16 protein-coding genes are annotated in these 20,809 nt (G+C 26.6%); 9 read left to right on the top strand and 7 right to left on the bottom strand.

Annotated features, from left to right (window positions below):
• From MBFIL_RS05670 to MBFIL_RS05680, 3 genes are all read right to left on the bottom strand, one after another.
• Positions 1-360: hypothetical protein (locus MBFIL_RS05670; protein ID WP_211261725.1), on the bottom strand; the 360-nt coding region annotated here is incomplete at its 3' end.
• Between the two features lie 202 nt (positions 361-562).
• Positions 563-2,113, bottom strand: coding sequence for a flippase (locus MBFIL_RS05675; protein ID WP_066972310.1), 1,551 nt, complete (start codon positions 2,111-2,113; stop codon positions 563-565).
• 471 nt (positions 2,114-2,584) lie between these two features.
• Positions 2,585-3,163, bottom strand: a complete 579-nt coding sequence (locus MBFIL_RS05680; protein ID WP_211261728.1) for a flavodoxin family protein — start codon at positions 3,161-3,163, stop codon at positions 2,585-2,587.
• A 385-nt stretch (positions 3,164-3,548) separates the two neighbouring features.
• Between MBFIL_RS05680 and MBFIL_RS05685 the strand changes: the two genes are divergently transcribed.
• Positions 3,549-4,673: a hypothetical protein gene (locus tag MBFIL_RS05685; protein ID WP_066972316.1), complete on the top strand. Its 1,125-nt coding sequence runs from the start codon at positions 3,549-3,551 to the stop codon at positions 4,671-4,673.
• Between the two features lie 129 nt (positions 4,674-4,802).
• Here MBFIL_RS05685 and pyrB read toward each other — a convergent pair whose 3' ends face one another.
• The 3 genes from pyrB to MBFIL_RS05700 all read right to left on the bottom strand — a co-directional run bounded on the left by pyrB (position 4,803) and on the right by MBFIL_RS05700 (position 9,142).
• Positions 4,803-5,726 (bottom strand): aspartate carbamoyltransferase, encoded by a 924-nt coding sequence (gene pyrB / locus MBFIL_RS05690; RefSeq protein ID WP_066972351.1) that lies wholly within the window; start codon positions 5,724-5,726, stop codon positions 4,803-4,805.
• Positions 5,727-5,883: 157 nt separating this feature from the next.
• Positions 5,884-6,615 carry a tRNA (adenine-N1)-methyltransferase gene (locus MBFIL_RS05695; RefSeq protein WP_066972319.1) on the bottom strand — a complete coding sequence of 244 codons (732 nt, stop codon included), beginning with the start codon at positions 6,613-6,615 and terminating at the stop codon, positions 5,884-5,886.
• 166 nt (positions 6,616-6,781) lie between these two features.
• A complete protein-coding gene (locus MBFIL_RS05700) occupies positions 6,782-9,142 on the bottom strand; it encodes a DEAD/DEAH box helicase (RefSeq protein ID WP_066972323.1) in 2,361 nt (786 codons plus the stop codon).
• A 587-nt stretch (positions 9,143-9,729) separates the two neighbouring features.
• Between MBFIL_RS05700 and MBFIL_RS05705 the strand changes: the two genes are divergently transcribed.
• Together MBFIL_RS05705 and MBFIL_RS10950 are read left to right on the top strand one after the other, a co-directional pair.
• Positions 9,730-10,509 (top strand): ParA family protein, encoded by a 780-nt coding sequence (locus MBFIL_RS05705; RefSeq protein ID WP_066972326.1) that lies wholly within the window; start codon positions 9,730-9,732, stop codon positions 10,507-10,509.
• A 10-nt stretch (positions 10,510-10,519) separates the two neighbouring features.
• Positions 10,520-11,257 (top strand): hypothetical protein, encoded by a 738-nt coding sequence (locus MBFIL_RS10950; protein ID WP_066972328.1) that lies wholly within the window; start codon positions 10,520-10,522, stop codon positions 11,255-11,257.
• A gap of 913 nt (positions 11,258-12,170) precedes the next feature.
• Here the strand turns inward: MBFIL_RS10950 and MBFIL_RS10585 are convergent.
• Positions 12,171-12,449 carry a hypothetical protein gene (locus tag MBFIL_RS10585; RefSeq protein WP_157078697.1) on the bottom strand — a complete coding sequence of 93 codons (279 nt, stop codon included), beginning with the start codon at positions 12,447-12,449 and terminating at the stop codon, positions 12,171-12,173.
• A 966-nt stretch (positions 12,450-13,415) separates the two neighbouring features.
• On the opposite strand from MBFIL_RS10585, the gene MBFIL_RS05720 reads away from it, so the two are divergent.
• From MBFIL_RS05720 to MBFIL_RS05745, 6 genes are all read left to right on the top strand, one after another.
• Positions 13,416-14,537 carry a radical SAM protein gene (locus MBFIL_RS05720; RefSeq protein WP_066972334.1) on the top strand — a complete coding sequence of 374 codons (1,122 nt, stop codon included), beginning with the start codon at positions 13,416-13,418 and terminating at the stop codon, positions 14,535-14,537.
• A 496-nt stretch (positions 14,538-15,033) separates the two neighbouring features.
• Positions 15,034-15,687, top strand: a complete 654-nt coding sequence (locus tag MBFIL_RS05725; RefSeq protein ID WP_066972337.1) for a PHP domain-containing protein — start codon at positions 15,034-15,036, stop codon at positions 15,685-15,687.
• A gap of 52 nt (positions 15,688-15,739) precedes the next feature.
• Positions 15,740-16,534 (top strand): DUF63 family protein, encoded by a 795-nt coding sequence (locus MBFIL_RS05730; RefSeq protein ID WP_066972340.1) that lies wholly within the window; start codon positions 15,740-15,742, stop codon positions 16,532-16,534.
• A 438-nt stretch (positions 16,535-16,972) separates the two neighbouring features.
• On the top strand, positions 16,973-18,514 hold the full coding sequence (locus MBFIL_RS05735) for a 2-isopropylmalate synthase (RefSeq protein ID WP_066972344.1): 1,542 nt from the start codon (positions 16,973-16,975) through the stop codon (positions 18,512-18,514).
• Positions 18,515-18,878: 364 nt separating this feature from the next.
• Positions 18,879-19,151: a DNA-binding protein Alba gene (gene albA / locus MBFIL_RS05740; protein ID WP_066972346.1), complete on the top strand. Its 273-nt coding sequence runs from the start codon at positions 18,879-18,881 to the stop codon at positions 19,149-19,151.
• Positions 19,152-19,681: 530 nt separating this feature from the next.
• Positions 19,682-20,809, top strand: a 1,128-nt coding sequence (locus MBFIL_RS05745) for a transposase (RefSeq protein ID WP_066972349.1), incomplete at its 3' end; no start/stop codon positions are given.

A 20,809-nucleotide genomic window follows, 5' to 3' on the forward strand; every position in this document is an offset into this window, starting at 1 on the left:
GTAAATTGTGGATTCTATTTTTTGATTTTTATTCAGATTTCTAAGACCATAATCATGTATTTTAAATGAGTCTGAACCACAACATTCACATTTAAAATCACTATTATCGATGTAACGACATTTAAGACTCCTACCTGTCATTTCTTCCAATGTTTGATGATATGTTGGGTCTACACGATTATCTAAGTATAATATTTCTTCTTCTATCACAACTCTCTTGGTACCATCAGTATTATATATTTTAACATTCAAATTATTACTTGGAGGAAGTTTGTTTTCTCTTTGCATAGATTTAACTATATTCTTCCTCCATTTAATTAATGTTATTATACTCACTTTTTTTTGAATTATACTGAACATTACATATATATGTTGTACTTTTCATTGAATTTTTTCACTTGTTCACCCTGAAGTTTTTGACACAGTCATAATTGCATATATAATAAAATTTAAATGTATATATAATAAAATTTAAATTGATTTAAAAAATATATGGCCCTTAGTATCCCTTAGTATACTTTTTTATGAATAGACGGGTTTATTAATTGATTGATATTAACAATTAATATCTCTTTTCAGCCATATCTACTATTTTATTAACTAATTTAGATATTAGTCCGAATTTAGTTGAAAAATTACGAATATATTCAAAATCACTTTTGTCAAATGCTTTTATTAGTATTAATATAGTTATGTATAAAATTGGACATAATATTATTCCTATAACAAGCCCTAATATTGTACTTGGAATTAGATATATGAATACAGCCATTATAATTGCCGCAACTATTAGTTTTCCTAGGAATTTGTAAGGTGGAGTTGTTTTAGTTAAATGAAAAGTGAATCCTAAAATTGGAACCATAATTAAAAAGGATGCAATTGTTGTTGCAAGTGCACCTCCTTCAATACCAAAAAGTGGGATTAAAAACCATCCAAGAACAAATGTAACTACTGCACCAAAGATTAAAACATACATTGGAATCTTTGGATTTCCTATTCCTTGAATTATACTTGCAGAAATTGCAAATAGGGAGTAAAAACTCATTCCAAGAACAAGAATAGCTAATGCTCCAGCACCCAATACATATTCTGGTCTTAAGAAGTAAACTAATTCCATAATAGGCTTTGAAAACATAGCTATTCCTATACACATTGGAATTATAAGTAGCATTGAGTATTTATAAGACATTGAAACATATTTATCCAAAAGTTCCTGGCTTTTAAGAGCAAATGCTTCAGATGAAGCTGGAAGTATGGTTGTTGCAACAGATATTGAAATTACAAGAGGTAATCTAGCTATTGGATCTGCAGCAGTAAAGTGACCAATCTCTGAAGAAGTTATAAACATTCCCATTATAAAGGTACATATACTATAAATCCCCATTTCAGCAAGAGCAGTTACTGTAACTGGAACAGAGAAAAATATTAATTTTTTAGCAAGTTTAAGCTCATCTGCTATTGAAAATTTCTCATTTTCTTCAGGCTGAGGTATATATTTCCACATGTATTTTTTAAAGAGTATTAAAGAAACTACTGCAGATAATACAAATCCTAAAACAGATCCAAGAACCGCACCCAGTGCAGAAAGCCCTATAATCACAAAAGCAGTTGCAAAAAGTATCATTCCAATTTGTTCAAATGTACGAGAAGCAAGAATATATTCCATCTTATATACTCCCTGAAATGCTCCTCTAAAAGCTCCTACAATAACGCTAAATGGAGTAATAAGACCAACAGCCTGAAGAGGATATAAAGCCAATGGTTTATTAAAAACATCAAAAGCAAGCCATGGAGCTACAAAAAAAACCATTAAAAGTCCAAAAAGAAGTCCTAAAAATATCATTATTTTAAGTGAGGTGAATATAGACTGCTTAGCAAGTGCATGTTCATCTAATGCATTGTACTCTGCAACATATTTAGCTATTGCTGGTGGAAGTCCTCCTGCAGACAATACTTGGAAAATTCCCTGTAAAGGTAGTGTTAGACCAAGAATACCATAAGAAGAAGGTCCAAGTAATGTGGCCATTAAGAACCTATAAACATATCCTCCAACACGGAAGACCAAATTTCCAACTAATATTAAAAAACTACCTCTAACTAATTTCGAAGCCATAAATTCACCTAAAAAATACAAAAAGTGCAATAAAAATTATAATGTTAATTCTTTATTTTCCATAGCTATTATATATTACTATAACAGGATTTCGCAAAACGATAAAAAAAATTATCTAACTTTCAAAATCTTCGATTTAAAAAAAATAGAAAATTTTGCAAATATCATAACTAAATTTTATTCTCATATTACAGGAAAAACTTTTAATCTTTATAATATAATTTGAATTTTTGACTATATCATATTAATAATCATATATGTAATACATTACTTAAGGAATATATATTGCAAAATTTATTGTATATCAAATATAATCTATTGTATAATTGAAAAATTATAAATAAGATGTTTTAAAATAGATATTAGTTAAAATTTTAAAATTTAGTTGATGAAAATGAATTTTAAAGTGTATAAATATTAATAGAAAAAATTTAATAAGAATTTAATAACTATTATGATTTAAATAAATAGCTATTTTTCTAAATAATTAGTAAAGTATTTTAAAGTTTTATTTAATGTTTTAAATCCATATTCATCTTTTTTTACTTCTTCTAATTTATCTTTTGACCAAAAAGAAGCACCTAAATTAGCACCAAAGGAACCTCCACTAATTGGAACTATTCCATTTAAGATATAATAAGAATGTATTTGTTGAATAGCTGGTTCTTGACCTCCAGATCTATCTCCTCCAACTGCAATAGCTAAACCTATCTTACCTCGTAATGAATTTATGTCTTCTGCACCTAATGCTCTGCATCTATCCATTATACATTTTAATTGACCTGATATTCCTCCATTATAAACTGGCGTAGCCATTATTATTCCTTCTGCTTCTTTTAAAAGAGCATATAGGTTTGTCATGTCATCTTTCTGGACACATTCTTTGTGTTTTAAACAATAGTCACAGTGAATGCATGGTGCTATTTTTTTAGCCCTGAGTAGAAATGATTTTGTTTCAAAACCATTATTTTCAAGCTTTTCCAAAGCATATGATAAAACATGATTAGTTGCTGCTTTTCTTGGGCTTCCACATATTCCTAAAATCATAATATCACGTTATAATATATCTTTCTTTAGATATAAATAATATTATTAAGTATTATCAAAAAGAAATAAAATATTATAGTTATTTGATATAAAAACTTATCAAATATATTCTATCAATACTTTTTATGTATACAATATATTCTACAAATATTATTCTATTGAATAACTATATATATAAAGAAAGTACATAATGTTCTAATAGATAAATATTTGACTATTGTATACATATTAGTATATTTTTTTATTTACTAATATATAACAATAAAAACAAATATTTTATATTTATAGCTATTTATAATTTTATCTGTACTAATTTATCTTTCTACAGGAAAAAATACTTGAGGGTCTAATATAATTTATACAATAGAAAAATATAGGAGTTCTTACAATGGAGTTTATAAAGGGATTAGTTAAAAAATATTCAAGAGAGTATGTAAGAACACTTAAAGACGGAAAAAAGAAGAAATACAAAACAGAACAAGTTCAAATCACAATATCTAAACAAGAAAATATCTTTAAAGATTCACAAGAAGTCCTTATAGTAGATTCAAAATACAGTGAGGAGCTAAGTAATCTAAATCAAAACAACAATGGAGAATCAGAAGAAAACACAAATCTACAAAAAGATTTAGATAATAGCTATTCTACAATAGAAAAATACAAAAAAGAAATAGAAAACTTAAAAAAAATAACAGAAAAAGACAAAAAAGAAGTAGAAAACTTAAAAGAAATAACAGAAAAAGACAAAAAAGAAGTAGAAAACTTAAAAGAAATAATAAAAAGCCTTGAAAAAGAAGTTCAAGAATCTAACAATGCAACACAAAACAATGCTCAAAATGAGAATGATAAAAACAATACAGATTATGAAAAAGAAATCGGCATATTAAAATACGAAATTACAAAGGAAAGGGAAAATTACAGCAGCTTAAAAGAAGAATTAAACAATACATTACAAGAAAAAACATCAATTGAAACAAAAACAAACATCTTAGAAAACGAAAAAACAAACATGATAAAATCATTAAATGATGTTAAAAGAGAAAATAATAAATTAAACAGAAGATTAACAGAGATAATAGAAAAAAATAATGTACTAAAATTAGATTTAGAAAATATAGAAAAATACAAAGAAGAAGCAGAAAAACTTAAAATAGAATTATCACAAACTCAAAATATAGATAAAGAAGAAATATTAGAAGAATTTAAACAAAATAATAACTTAATTCAAGAATTACAGAAAGAAATCAGTGATTTGAAAGATAACATCACAAATACATTGATTATTGATTTACAGAAAGAACTTTACAAAATAAAAACAGATATCAACAAGAATATTAAAAATATTAAAAATATCAATACAAAAAATAGTCCTGAACTTGAAAAGAAATACAAAGAACTAAACAATCAATACAAAGAATTAGAAGATAAATTAAATGAAAGTATTACAAAAACTACATATTATAAAGAAATATCTGAAAAATTAAAAAATTATATTTTAAAAAATCAAGAATAATGAATAATGAATAAGAAATAACAAAGGAATATTAAAATAAATATAATAATAAAAAGATTAAAATAAAATAGGAATAATACAGCAAGACATAAAAAAGCAGATAAAGGTTGTTTTGATATCAATAACTACCTACCAAGAAATAAGATTATTTAAAATCGCCATTCGAACAGGTACACCATAAAATGCCTGTTCAAAATATTTATTATATATGGTATTATCTACATCATAAGCTATTTCATCAATTCTTGGAAGAGGATGCATAACAATAAGATCTTTACCTTCTATTAATTCTTTATTTATTAAATAAGCTCCTTTTATTTTTGAATATTCTTCTTCATCTGGAAAACGCTCTTTTTGGATACGTGTTACATATAAAACGTCTACATCATCAATAACATCTCTTAAATTATTTGTTTCATTAAATTGAATATTATTTTTTCTAAGATCGTGTAATACTTCATTTGGCATTTTAAGCTCTTCTGGAGCTACAAAACTCATTTTAATATTAAACATTCCAAGAGCATGTGCAAGAGAATGGACAGTACGACCATATTTTAAATCACCAACAAGTGCTATATTTATATCCTTAATATCACCAAATTCTTTTCTTATAGTGTAAAGATCCAATAATGTTTGGGTAGGATGCTGACCAGCACCGTCCCCTGCATTAATTACAGGAACATCCACAATATCTGCGATAAAACGAGCTGCACCTTCTAATTGGTGTCTTATTACTAAAACATCTGCATAAGCTTCAAGCATTTTTGAAGTATCTGCAATGTTTTCACCTTTAGAAAGAGAGCTGGTATTAGTTCCAGCAAAACCAACACAACTACCTCCAAGTCGTTTCATAGCTGTTTCAAACGATAATCGTGTTCTTGTAGATGGTTCAAAGAACATCATCCCTAATATTTTACCTTTAAGTTCATCACAGAATTTTAAAGACTTAGCTACATCTTCAAGTTCATTTGCTTCATCTAAAATATAATTAATATCAGTTTTTTTAAAGTCTTTGATGGATATAACATTACTAAGATTAAATATTTGAATCACCCTTTGGATTATATTCAAGTATGTTTAAAGCTATTATATAGTATGTCTTCACTACCAATATATAATAGTTGACTATTTCAATTATTTAATAGTTATTTTGTAAGAAATGAAATACAATTATATTAAATATATAAAATTTAAGTTAATTTAAAATTAATCATAATTTACGAGCAAATAATAAATAGCCACTATGTCCAACCATTCTTGTTTTAGGACGAGTACCTTGATTTCTAACTTCAATTTCTCGTTCTAAAGTTTCAATGATGGATATAGATGTGAAACCTATCTTTTTAGCTATTCTATATGAAGTTTGAATTTGATCAATATATGGAGCATAAATAGCTATCCATCCTCCGAGATTTAGAGCAGTGTAGCAGTTTTCAAAGATGTCATAAGGTTGTGGAAGATCTAAAAATATTAAATCAAGTTCTTTCTCATCAATACCTTCTTTAATATCCTTGTTTTTAACTTCAATATTATTTAAGCCAAAATTAGCTATATTTTCAGTAGCTATTTTAGCAAAATCTTCTCTTATTTCATAAGTATATACCTTACCTGTATCACCAATGATATTCCCAAAGTTTAATGCTATTGCTCCTGCACCAGTTCCAGCATCAACTATACGAGAACCATACCCAATTCCTGTGTGAGATATAACAACTCCTATGTCCTTTTGAATTAAAATAGAACATCGTCTAGTCATAAGATCAATGAAATCATTTACATTAGCTTTTATGACTTTAAATTCTTTATCTAAGTGAGTGGTTAATGTGTCCCCAATTGATGCATTTTTAATAGAATCCTTCTTTAAAATACCCAAATCACTATGAAAATCAGATTCTCCATTTACAATATACTTTTTTCCTCTTTCATCAATTATTATTTTCATTAAAACACCATGAGACTCTAACTATTAAACATATCAATCAAACTTTTAAAAACGAGAAATCAGAGATTTCTCTAAATTTCCGCACGAAATAAAAGTTTGAACAAAAGCTATTTCAAAAAATAAGCAAATCAAACTAAGAAATACTTCCACTAAGATTAAATTTTAATTACATTAACTTTTCATTCTCACTATTTTCGTCTTTAAAGTGTAAATATTTACTTGTTAAGACTTTTTTAATGTTAATAGCTATTTTTTTCCCTATTCCATCTATCTCTTGAAGCTCAGATTCTGATGCATTAATCAAATTTTCTATCGTTCCAAACTTTTCAAGAAGTTTTTTTGCACTTACTGGACCTATATTTGGTAAGGACTCTACAATAAATAGTTGTTGTTCCCACAAATTAACAGGTTTTTTCTCTGTTCTAATTTGAATATTTACTTTTTGATCTTGTTGTTGGCGAATAGCTATTCTTTTAATCATTGCAGCAGTATCTTCTGGATTTCTTGTGGGTATGATTGAAATTCCAAAATCTACAGCAATTGAAGCTATTGAACCCCTTATTGCATCAGGATTTAAAAATCCTGAATAGAAATCATCTCCTTCTAATATCATTATTGGAGTTTTAAATTCTTCTCTAAGTGAATTAGCTTGTTTATATAATCGTTTATCAACAATTGAATCCACAAAATCTTTAGCTGTTTTTCTCTCAATAGCTACTTCATCACTTACTTGATAATCAGCTACAGTAAGTGCTTTAATTCTTACATCCACTTTAAGACTGTCTAAAGCTCTAAGTACTCTTGAATTCCCTTCTCTTGAATCGGCATAAACTATTACCTTTTCATTTTTAAGATCTAGTTTTTTAAATAGTCTTTCACCACTGTCTTCTTCAATTTCATCGCTTGGAGGCAAAATTTCAGATTCAACATGGGTTAAAGGTTTCACATCTAAATTCATTAATGAATCTTTCATTTTAAGCTGAGATTTCATTTTTTTCTCTTTATTTACACTTGACCAATAATATCCTTCATCTCTTGTTCCTTTAGTTATTAAAACTTTCATTGATCCAGTAGTTTTACGACCAGTTCGTCCCCTTCTCTGAATCATTCGTACTTCTGAGGGTACTGGTTCATATAAGATTACAAGATCTACTGCAGGAATATCAATCCCCTCTTCTGCAACACTTGTTGATATTAATACATCATAAGTCCCTACTTTAAATGATTTAATAATTTGACGTTGCTCTTTTTGAGTTAAACCTTTTTTATTACCACTTTTCCCTTGACCAAAGAATCGTACTGAATTAATTCCATTTTCTTCACATTTTTCATGTATTAATTCTAATGTATCTCTAAATTGTGTGAAAACGATTATTTTACTTTTATTTTTAGTATTACTTCCACTATCACTTTCATTTTTTAGTGTTTTTTGATTATTATCTTTAATATCTAACTCTTCTTTTAATATTTCCACTAATTTTCTGATTTTTGGGTGTTCTAAACCATGTCTTTTTGCTTGTTCTGTTAGAAAGACTGCCTGTGAAAAATCTGCATCTAATAACAAACCTTTCGCTGCTTTTGTATTTTTTTTCTTTAACCTTTGGAAATATTGGTCTAATGTAGTTATTCCTTGGGTTTCAAGTAATTCTAATGAATGTTGAACATTTATAACTGCACTTAATAGTGAAATTGCCCTGTAACATTCTTGTGGAGGTGTTGTTGCTCTAGCTATTCTATTTTGAACTTTCCCTCTTGCTTTTAATATATCTGTTTTGTTTACAGCTATTGTTGGAATTACTTTAAGGTTTTTAAGCATTTTAAGCCTGTGTTTTAATGCTTTGTTAATATGTTCTCTTATTTTTTCAAGTTCTTTTCCCATTTCTATTTTAACCCAATCAATTTCTATTGGATTAAAATAGGGTTTAACATCATGATCATCCTCTGTTTTTACAACAACTTCTTGAATATATAAATTTTCACAAACATGTTTAATTTTATCCTTATCTGACCCTGGAGAAGCAGTTAAGCCAAGTATCAGAGATTTCTTACTTTCATTCATGTATCTTGCAGCTATATAAACATAAGAATAAGAGCCTACTGCATGGTGGCATTCATCAAAAACAAGAAGTGAGACGTCACTTAATGAGTATCTACCATTTAAAATATCTGACTCAACAGTTTGAGGAGTAGCACAAATAATTTGAGACTCATCCCATCGCTTTTTTCGCTCATCTACTTTAACAGCCCCAGTAATTGAAGTGCATGAAACCGTTAAAAAGTGTCTGAAGTTCTCTTCATGCTGAATAGCTAATGGTTTACTAGGTGCTAAAATAAGAACCTTTGAACCTTTAAGTTTATCTAAGCTATCTGCTGCAACTAAAATAGCTATTAATGTTTTTCCAAGCGCAGTTGGAGCTACTATCATAGTGTTACCTTTTTTTAATACATCAGCAGCTAATACTTGCTGATAAATCCTCGCTTCAGTAAGATTTGGTTTAAGTAAAGGATGTTCAATATATCTTCCCATGACAAGTATTAGCTTAATAAAGTATATAAATTTTTTAATTATGTCTAAATTTTAACATATTTATTATTAGTTATAACTTATTATTTTTAAATTATAAATTTTAAATAATTAGTTTTAAGTTATTTCTTAATAATTTTAAGTTAAACATTATAAATTAAAAGAAATAAATTATAAAGTATAAATAATAAATTAAAAGGAATAAATTATAAAGTATATATTATAAAGTATAAATGATAAATTAAAAGAAATAAATTATAAAGTATATATTATAAAGTATAAATGATAAATTAAAAGAAATAAATTATAAAGTATATATTATAAAGTATAAATGATAAATTTTAAGTTAATAATTTTAAGTTATTAATTAAAAATTATAAGATATTAGTTATTAGTTATTAATTATAAAGTATTATATATAAGTTAAAACATATAAAATATAATGTATAAGAGATAAAGTATAAGTTAGAAATTATATTGTATAAGAAATAATTTTTAATTTAAAACTTATATAGTATAAATTATAAAATCAACATGATACAACTTTTTAATAAATTAACATTCTTATAATCTGAGATATGGAAGATAACATGGGCGAGATACTATCAATTATAAACCAGAAAGGAGGCTGTGGAAAAACTACTACTGCTGTTAACTTTTCAACATCCCTAACTGTAATGGGAAAAAAAGTTTTAGTGGTGGATATGGATCCACAAGCAAATGCGACAACCAGTTTTGGAATTGACAAGTTAAAACTGGAATACACTGTATATTCTGCAATTAGTGGAGAAGTAAATGTTGAAAAAGCCATAAAACCTACATTTATTAAGAATTTATTTGTACTTCCAAGTAACATATCATTAAGTGGAGTAGAAATGGAGTTAAGTAAACATCCAGAGTATTATAATGTTTTAAAAGACATATTAAGCAATGTAAAAGATCTTTTTGACTATATAATCATAGATGTTCCTCCATCTCTTGGTGTTATTACAGTAAATGCACTTGTAGCATGTGATGGACTCATAATACCAATACAAGCAGAATATTACTCATTAGAAGGTCTTGCCGACTTAATGAATACTATCCAGTTAGTTGAGAAAAGATTAAAAAGTCCAGCACCTATTAGAGGAATAGTTCTGACTTTATATGATTCAAGAACAAAATTAGGCAGAGAAGTATATAGTGAACTTAAAAAATATTTTGTAAATCGTGAGTACATTTTCAAAACAGTTATTCCTCGAAATATTAAGTTAGCTGAAGCCCCAAGTTATGGAAAACCATGTTTAGCATATGACCCCGAGAGTAGAGGAACTAAAGCATATATGAAACTTGCAAAAGAATTCTTAGAAATTACAGCTAAAACCAACTAAAGGTGCGAAAATGGCAAACAAACGATCAGGTCTAGGTAGAGGATTAGACTCTTTAATCCCAAATATTGAAATCAACGAAGACGAAGATATATCTTCACTTACACTAGAAGATATTTTAGAAAATAACTCAAAAAATAACTCAAAAGACGATTCCAAAAACAAAGAAGATAATAGTAATAAAAATAATCATCAAGAGAAAGATAATAAAAATAATCATAATAACGAAAATACTGACGCTCTAACCAAATCTGCTAGTAACACAATAGAAAAATCAGTGCCCAAACAAAACAAAAATAATTATGATGAAGAAAAGGAAGAAGAAAAAGAAAATTCTGAGAATAATGAATTTGAAGCTAAAAAAAGTGAAAATACAAGTAAAGATACTAAAACAAGTTCTCAATCTACAGTACAAAACGAAGAAGAATCTAAAAAGACAAACACAATCAAAACAAATAATGAATCACGACCAGAAGAGAAAAAAGGTAATGAAAGCGAAGAAATAGAAGAAAAAACTTCAGAATTTTCTGAAATAAACAAAAACAATGTTGATGAAGTTGTTAGCATAATAGAGAAAAATCCTAGGATTACTTTATGGTCTGCTCAATCTGCAGCCGTGTTTAGATACTTAAGGAAAACAAAGCCAGAATTTAGCATAAGTAAAGAAGCATCAAATTTAATTGATGATGCAGTAAGTCAGAAGTATCCTGAAATATGGGAGTTATTTGACAATTTAAATCAAACAAAATAATTCATTTTTTAATAATATGCATAATATATGAGTCAGTTCTTTTCTATTTAATTAAATCAAAATGAATTTTTTAATTAAATGAAAATTTTTTTTAATAGTTATAATATAAACAAATAGTATAAAACCAATTGTAATCATCCAATTATTTCATAAGCACGTAAAATTAAAAATTGGTTAATTATAATAATACTATATAATAATAGCTATTAATATTGTAGTTAATAGCTATTTTATTTAAAATTATCTTACTATAAAATTTTTTTTAAGCCGTATTTTACTTATTTAGTGTATATGAAACATAGAATTTACAATAAGTTTTAACAACTTTGAAAATAGCTATTTATGAATTTTAAGAATAAAATTAATAAAATTAAAGAAATATTTTAAATATTGCATGTTTATATTAGATATACTACAAATTAATTAGCTTAAAAATATTAAAACAAACTTATTATTATTTTCTAAAATATATATAGAAAATACATAGATAAATAGTATTATTAAATATTATGGAATAATTACATTTATTAATAAATTAACCAAACAATTAAACAGTGATAAATTAAAATGATTCTGTAAAAATTTGTATCTTGAGAAAAATTGTATTACAAATATATCAGGAAGTTCATACAAATTCGATATTATATTTTGATTCAAAATCCTTCCCAATCCAGTTTAAAATGATAAAAAACGATTTAAGAGCCATATTTTGATATAAGTTCATTATCACTGCTTAAAGTCTAATTAATGCCTTAAAATGTACTAATACCTTAAAATGTACTAATGATTAGTATGCATTTTACAGTAAAGCGTAATATTAAATCTTATCAAAAAATATAAAAATAAAATAATACAAAAAATAAAATTAGTAATAAATTAGTATACAAATTAATATCCATATAAAGATTTTAAATTACGCTTTTGTAAGATGTGCCTGGCTACCTTGAATGTGTTCCTTACCAGAGACTAAACAGAAATCAGCATCACATTCTCTACAAACCCACATTCCTTCTGGGCAAGTTGGACCCTGTTCATAGATTAATGTACCTTCCTTCTTACAATATGGACAATAATTTCTAAATTTTGCTTCATGATATTCATACTTTAAAAATGTACCACAACTACATTTTCCAACACTTCTAACTAGTTTTGCCCCTACTTGAACTTCTTTTGGACCAACATCCTTATACAAGTTCTCATAATATTTATTACTCCATGAAACTGGAATTTCTTCGTCCATGACTACCTTCGTAGTTGAATTAGAACTCTGAATAGCTGCAACCTCAGGTGTTATTAAAGGAACTAAAGATATTGCAACTAAAATAAATATAGCTATCACTAATATAAATCTCTTATTTGTATTCATTTCCGCCTCTCCTCAAATATGAGTAATTATGTACCAATAATAGTTTTCTATTAATTCAAATATTACTTCATAATAAGTCAATAAGACCTTTTAATAAGCTAAAACTCTTAAATAGCTATTAAAGAAAGTAATAATAAAATTAATTCTATTAATAATTAATTCATATTTTTGAATCAAATCCACATTTTAATAATTTATAATAAATATTTAAGATAAATTTCAAAATGCATACACTATATTAACCACCATTCTATATAAAGTTTTAGTTAGTCCATTTGAGAAAAAAGCCATTAATTGAGTGTTTTAAGCATTGAAAAGCATTTTAATAGATTTATAAATAAATTTAAATGTATAGATACAATAAGTTAATATTAGATTTAACTAAAGAATTGAAAGAGTATTTAAGATTAAATCAAAGAACTACATGAAATATGAAAGAAAATATTAAAATAAATAGCTATTAAAAGATGAGCACAATACTTAATAATATAATACCTGGAAGTGAAGAATATACTTAATAAAAGAACAGCTAATTAATATATAAAAAGTCAACTTAATCCATATACACATCATAATTTGAAACAAAGTTTTTAAAACGATAAATCAAAGATTTATCTAAATTTCAGTCTCGAAATAAAAGTTTAGTCAAAAGCAATTTAAAGAAATAAGCATTTAAAACAACAAAATGTTTTTATTAATTCTAAAAATTTAAATAGTTTTAGATAATTTAAAAATTGTATCCTTTAAATTCATGTAAAATAATAAATAATATTTAATATATATAATAATACTATGGAAACATTAAGAAAGGCACAAATTTTATGTGATTCCTCACAATATGACCTTTGTGATTCTGCAAATCATATTAAAAAATCCGATGCAAACCTCCCCGGAATTTATCACACCACTGGACTAAATGGGTGTAAAATACCATTATTTAAAATACTAATGACTAATAAATGTGTTAATGATTGTAAATACTGTATTAATCAGCAGGATAGGAACTTTACTCGCATAGAACTTACACCAGAAGAAATAGCTAAAATATTTCTTCATTACTATACTAATGATTATGTTAACGGTCTTTTTTTAAGTTCAGGGATTTCTAAAAACATCGATAATACTATGGAGAAAATAATAGATGTGGCTAAGTTACTTAGAAAAGATTATGGATACAATGATTATATTCATCTTAAAATACTTCCTGGAGCTTCAAAAGATTCTATTAAAAGGTCTATGGCATTAGGAGATAGAATAAGTATTAATATGGAAGCTGCAACTCCTGATGGATTAAATGAAATAGCTTCAACTAAAAACTTCCAAAAAGACATTGTTAGGCGATTTAAATGGATTCAGACACTTGGAAAAAGAAATCCTAAACTGGCACCATCAGGAATCACAACACAACTTATAATTGGAGCAAACAATGAATCAGATCAAGAAGTATTAGGTTCAATTAGCTCAATGTATAAAAAATTAGGATTAAAACGTAGCTATTTCAGTGCATTTTCTCCAGTTACTGGAACAGCACTTGAAAAGAGAGAAAAATGTGATACTCAACGAACAAATCAACTGTACCATGCTGATGCTCTTATTAATCAGTATAAATTTGATACAGATGAGTTAATATTTAATAAGGATGGTTTTCTATCATTAGATGAAGATCCTAAGTATTTAGCAGCATTAAACAGAGATATATTTCCTCTTGAAGTTAATCAAGCCTCATTTAAAGAGTTGTTAAGAGTTCCAGGTATCGGACTTATATCTGCTCGTAAGATTATAGACATTAGAAAGAAAAAAAGATTTAATAACTTAAATCAACTTAAATCAATAGGAGTAGTTGTGAAAAGAGCAGAACCTTTCATAAAAATAGAAGGAACCCATCAAACAGCATTAGATTCATTTAAAGTATAATTTTTTTGAAACTTATTACTTATAAGTTCTAAGACAAAATAAATAAGTTATAATTTATAAATTAAACTTAATAACAATTCATTAAAAAGAATTAAAGAACATGTGCAAATTGTGAATAATATAATTAAATTTTTAATAATTATATATAAATCTTTGATAACTATATTAAATACTTAATAATTATATATAAATCTTTGATAACTATATTAAATACTTGATAATTATATTAATTTAAGTAAATATTAGATTATAATATATAATTATTAATATTTATAATTTACGATTCATCTATATAAATACTAATTATAGAATTAATCCTCAAGTATAAGAAATTCAAGTATAAGAAATACTTTTATTAATAACAAATAATCATAGATAATTAATCAACAAATTATCATATCATCCAATAAAATTAATTAACAAACCAATTATCAAAAGAGTATAATACATAATAATTCATTTAATGAGCTTTAATAAGATTTAATGAGATAATAAAATGAAGTTAGACCCTCATATTCATAGTAAATATTCAGGAGATGGTAAAAACTCACCACTTGAAATATTAAAACAAGCAAAAAAAATTGGTCTTGATTACATAGCTATTAGTGATCACAACACTATAAAAGGTTCTCAAATAGCTATTAAAGAAGCTAAAAAACTAAAAGATATAGAAGTAATAAGTTCCATAGAAATTTCATCAAAAACTGGTCATATTTTAGGATTTGGAGTTGCGGAAGATATAGAAAAAGGATTACCTGCAGATGAGACAATTGAGAAAATCCATGACCTTGGAGGAATAGCTATTATTCCCCATCCCTTAACAAGATATCGGCATGGCATTCTAATTAAAGAAAAAATAGAAAATCTTAAAGTTGATGCTATGGAAGTCTTAAATGCACGCTATATCTTAGGATACTCAAATGCAAAATCAAAAAAGATAGCTATTAAAAGAAACATTCCAATGATAGGATCAAGTGATTCCCATTTCATAGAATCCATTGGAGACTGTTACACTGAGATAGACTGTGACTCAGCTGAAGATGTTATAAAAGCTATTAAAAAAGGTAAAACAATAGCTAAAGGTAAAAAAACATCAAATCGCCTAATAGCTAGAGAATTTGTCAATAAAAAAATCAAAAGGATTTATTAAATAAATCATGTTATAAACTGTTATAAACTATTTTAAATTAAGGAGCTTTTTAATGGCAGATATCTACAGTGAAATAGTAAATTTCTTTCAAATATATTTTTTTTCAGGTTATACAGTTTTTAACACAGTAGTATATGGTTTACTGTTAATAATTGCATTATTCTTTGTTATTAAACTTTTTAAGTATTTGGACAAAGATCCATCTAAATTAATATTTTCGGTTATTCCATTTATCTTCGTAGGCTCTACTACCCGTGCTCTTGTTGATAATGGTATTTTTCCATATAATTGGCTATTAATAACCCCAGGAATTTATTTTATCATTGGTGGACTTACAATAATATCATTATTTGTAAGTATATGGATTGAAAGAACTAAAAATATTGATTACAGATATATCATATTTTTAATCGGAATTATAGTAGCTATTCCAGTTTTAGTTAATATTCAAGGGATTAATATAATTCCACTTTCTTATGTAGTTGCAACATTCATTACTGTAACAATTATAATAGCTATCATATCACTAAAATGGGATTTATTAAAAGACAAGTACAATTTTTCAATTATATCTGCTCACATATTAGATGCATCTTCAACATTTATTGCGGTTGATTTTTTCGGATATAATGAACAGCACGTTCTTCCAAATCTAATTTATTCAAATGTTAACACAGCTATTTCAATGTTTCCCTTAAAAATAATAGTTATTCTACTGGCACTATATGCAATTGATAAGTATATTGAGGACACAATAATCAAAGGACTTCTTAAACTAACAGTGTTTGTTTTAGGTTTAGCTCCAGGACTTAGAAACTTAATAACGTTATCGATGGGTTTAATTTAGAGTTTAATAAATAATTATAATATTAATAATACAAATAATAATATAAGTAATAATATCAACAATACAAGTAATAATATCAACAATACAAGTAATAATATCAACAATACAAGTAATAATATCAACAATACAAGTAATAATATCAACAATACAAGTAATAATATCAACAATACAAGTAATAATATCAACAATACAAGTAATAATAAATGTAACTTTTTATATAATAAAAAGATAAACTTTTAACTAATGTAAATTTACAAATTTAAATCAAATTATAATTTACTAGATACTTTGCAAAATTTTCTATTTTTTTAAATCGAAGATTTGAAAGTTAGATAAAAGTTTTTATTCATTTTAAACTTAAAATGTTAAACAATCGAAGATTTTCTTAAATTTATCGTTTTGTGAAATCAATGTATTAATAGTAATGTTGTGAACTAAATGTTTATTAAAAGTATAGAAGAAGCTAAAAAATCTATGAATCTTCCAAAAACAGTTGAAATATTCGATACGACTCTTCGTGATGGAGAACAGGCTCCTGGAGTAGCATTAACTGTGGATGAGAAAATCCAAATAGCTAAAAAACTTGATGATATTGGAGTGAACACAATTGAAATAGGATATCCTGCAGTATCTGAAGGTGAAATGGAATCTGCAAGATCTATTAAAGCACAAGGATTAAACGCTAATTTATGTGGACTTGCAAGAGTTCTTAAGAGAGATATTGACCATGTTTTAGACTGTGATTTAGAATATGTTCATACATTTATTGGAACTTCTCCACTCCACAGAGAGTATAAATTAAGAAAATCTAAAGAAGAGATAATGGACATGGCAGTTAATGCTGTTGAATATGCAAAAGATCATGGACTTATTTGTGAATTTTCAGCAGAAGATGCAACAAGAACTGAAGAAGATTATTTAATTGATATTTACAATGCAGTTGAATCAGCAGGAGCAGATAAGATTAATGTGCCTGATACTGTAGGAATACTATTTCCCTCTGCTACAAAAGAACTTATAAGTAAACTTAAAGCTAATATTAAAATCCCTATTAGTGTTCACTGCCACAATGACTTTGGTCTGGCAGTATCCAATTCATTAATAGCTATTGAATCAGGAGCAAGTCAAGCACATGTAACCATTAATGGAATAGGAGAACGTGGAGGAAATGCCTCACTTGAAGAGTTTATAGTTTCTTTGAAAGTTGCATATGGAATAGACATAAATATTGACACAACACAGCTATTTAACTTATCTGATTTTGTCTCTAAGATAACTGGTATTAAAATACCACCAAACAAACCAGTTGTTGGAGAAAATGCCTTTGCACATGAGTCTGGAATTCATGTAGATGGAATATTGAAAAATGCTTCAACTTACGAACCAATAGCTCCAGAACTTGTAGGACACACAAGAAAAATAGCTTTAGGAAAGCATACAGGGGCAAGTGCACTTAGATCAAAATTAAAGGATTATAATATTAATATGAATGAAAATCAGTTCTGTTCAGTTTATGATCAAATTAAAGCTCTTGGAGATAAAGGTAAAATAATTACTGATGCTGATTTAAAAGCAATAGCTGTAACAGTACTTGGGAAAGCAGAGGAAGAATACATTAAACTCTTAGGTCTTTCAGTTATAACTGGAGAATCTGTATCGGCAACAGCAACAGTAAAACTATTAATTGAAGAGGAAATAAAAGAAATCTCAAAAATAGGAGTAGGACCAGTAGACGCAGCTCTAAAAGCTATTCAATCATTAGTACAAGATTTCACCCATGTCGAACTTGAAGAATATAATATTGAAGCTATTACAGGAGGAACAGATGCATTAGCCGAAGTTTTCCTAATGGTTTCTGATGAAGAAAATAATCAAGCAACAGGAAGATCAACCCAAGATGATGTTATAATGGCAAGTGTAGAAGCAATATTAAACGCAATAAATAAAATTTTAAACATAAAACACAGCGGCATTAAATAATAATAATAATAATAATAATAATACTAATAATACTAATAATACTAATAATAATACTAATAATAATACTAATAATAATACTAATAATAATACTAATAATAATATAATCATATGATATCAATTATAACATAATACCAATATAATACTAATCATAATAACTAATACTATTGAATAAGTAATAATCTACAAGTAATATTATATAATAAAAAGTGTTACTACAAAATTTAGATTAACCTATCATTTAATTCCTCCAAATATTGGTTTATAAACTGACTAATAATTTTCCAAAATACTAAAATATAAATACTTTAAGAACCATAAATAGTAAATGTATATAACAGTCGTTTATATCTTGGAGGTCACATCAATGTCAGAAGAAAATATTGTATACATCGGAAATAAACCAGTAATGAATTATGTTCTCGCAGTAGTAACCCAAATAAATACCGGAACAAGTGAAGTCATCTTAAAAGCCAGAGGAAGAGCAATAAGTCGAGCTGTTGACGTAGCAGAAATAGTAAGAAATAGATTTATTCCAGATATGGATGTTGAAAACATAGCTATAAATACTGAGGAAATTGTTGGTAACGATGGTGTTTCAACTAATGTCTCAACCATAGAGTTACAACTCAAAAAATGAGGATAATTAGCTAATTAAATGGTACATACAATCTAAATAGTACATACAATCGAATTTAAGTTTAATACTTAAATTTATTTTTATTTTAATTTCATTTACTATATATAAACTAATTATCTCTTTTTTGTTTAATAAACATTTTTAAGCTATTAAATAACTATTAACTTATTCTAAATTAATTTATTAATTCAATATAATAATTAATTAATACTAATTTTAAGATTAGTAATATTTTAGTTAATATTGATAATACTAATTTTGAGAGTAATAATAAATTAATAAACTAACAATGCGATTCATTTTACAAATTAGTTAAATCATGAATAATTACTATTTAATCATTTATAGAGTTATAGAACATTCAAATAATAAAAAACAATTAAAAATAATACAATAATATTGCTATGAAAAAGAGAATAAATTGGCTGTGCAATAATTATTTTTTGATTCTTTTTAGTTATGCTTAGTTTTAAATATTATGGGGTGTAATATAGTATTAGTGTTTTTTAGTTTTTGTTGAGTTGGTGTTTATGGTTTTGCATGAAGATAGTATTGGTCAGGTATTTTTACTTCCTTTGAATTTGAGGGACTTTATTCCAGATAATCATATTTGTTTTTTTATTGAGGAATTGGTTAGTCGGTATGATTTTGGTGATTTGCATTCTAAATATTCGGATACTCCAGGTAAGAAAGCTTATTCTAGGAGAATGCTTGCTAGAAATATTCTTATGGGTCAGATTGATGGTATAAAGTCTGGTCGTAAACTTGAAAAGGCGATACATGAAAATGTTGTGTACATGTATCTTTCAGGGATGAAAAAACCTAAATACAGAACTCTCATTAATTTTAGAAATGAAAACAAAGAATTAATGGAAGAAATGTTAGCTATCACAGTTCGTGAAGCTCAAAGAGTAGGAATAGCTACTTTAAACGATTTTGGTTTTGATGGATCAAAAATTAAAGCCAATGCATCATCACAAAGCACAATCGCCCTAGACTATGTAGAAGCAGCTAATAACATGTTAGAAGAATCAGAGAAATTAGATGAGCTTGAAGACGAAAAATACGGTGATAAAAGAGGAGATGAAGCCATTAAAAAACTCACCCTTAAAGCTAAAACTAAAAAATTCGTGGAACAAAACAAAGAAGAAAATAAATCCGAAGCTACAAACAATCCAAAAGACAAAGAGGATGTTAAAATTCAACCATCAGACTTCAGCAAAGAAGAACGATCAAGGCTAAAAAATGCACTAACTGAAGGACAAAAAATTAAAGAACAACGTGAAAAATCATCAGATAAGAAAACAAGAGATAAAAAAGTTAGAGTGAGCTTAACAGACCCTAACGCACGATTCATGCTGAATAAAAAAGGTAGAAAAGAACTATCATACAATATACAGAATGTTGTTGACTGTGACAGTGGAATAATTTTAAATTCAACAATCACACAAGATCCTACTGATCACTACCAATTACCTATTCAAATAGAACAACTTCAAAAAATACTAGATCATGATTTAACCAAATCTAGAATATTAGCCGATAATGGATTTAACACCCAAGACACAGCTAAATATCTTCATGATAATGGATTTGATGCTTACATGCCCAGTAAAGCTCAAGCCAGTGCTGATAAAAATAAAAAACCTGGAAAATTT

The organism is Methanobrevibacter filiformis (assembly GCF_001639265.1).
Classification (GTDB): domain Archaea; phylum Methanobacteriota; class Methanobacteria; order Methanobacteriales; family Methanobacteriaceae; genus Methanacia; species Methanacia filiformis.

What these genes read in the sequence shown, in the direction of transcription:
- MBFIL_RS05675 (WP_066972310.1), bottom strand. Translation starts at nt 2,113, where the DNA reads ATGGCTTCGAAATTAGTTAGAGGTAGTTTTTTAATATTAGTTGGAAAT.
- MBFIL_RS05685 (WP_066972316.1), top strand. Translation starts at nt 3,549, where the DNA reads ATGGAGTTTATAAAGGGATTAGTTAAAAAATATTCAAGAGAGTATGTA.
- MBFIL_RS05695 (WP_066972319.1), bottom strand. Translation starts at nt 6,615, where the DNA reads ATGAAAATAATAATTGATGAAAGAGGAAAAAAGTATATTGTAAATGGA.
- MBFIL_RS05700 (WP_066972323.1), bottom strand. Translation starts at nt 9,142, where the DNA reads ATGGGAAGATATATTGAACATCCTTTACTTAAACCAAATCTTACTGAA.
- MBFIL_RS05705 (WP_066972326.1), top strand. Translation starts at nt 9,730, where the DNA reads ATGGGCGAGATACTATCAATTATAAACCAGAAAGGAGGCTGTGGAAAA.
- MBFIL_RS10950 (WP_066972328.1), top strand. Translation starts at nt 10,520, where the DNA reads ATGGCAAACAAACGATCAGGTCTAGGTAGAGGATTAGACTCTTTAATC.
- MBFIL_RS05720 (WP_066972334.1), top strand. Translation starts at nt 13,416, where the DNA reads ATGGAAACATTAAGAAAGGCACAAATTTTATGTGATTCCTCACAATAT.
- MBFIL_RS05725 (WP_066972337.1), top strand. Translation starts at nt 15,034, where the DNA reads ATGAAGTTAGACCCTCATATTCATAGTAAATATTCAGGAGATGGTAAA.
- MBFIL_RS05730 (WP_066972340.1), top strand. Translation starts at nt 15,740, where the DNA reads ATGGCAGATATCTACAGTGAAATAGTAAATTTCTTTCAAATATATTTT.
- MBFIL_RS05735 (WP_066972344.1), top strand. Translation starts at nt 16,973, where the DNA reads ATGTTTATTAAAAGTATAGAAGAAGCTAAAAAATCTATGAATCTTCCA.
- albA (WP_066972346.1), top strand. Translation starts at nt 18,879, where the DNA reads ATGTCAGAAGAAAATATTGTATACATCGGAAATAAACCAGTAATGAAT.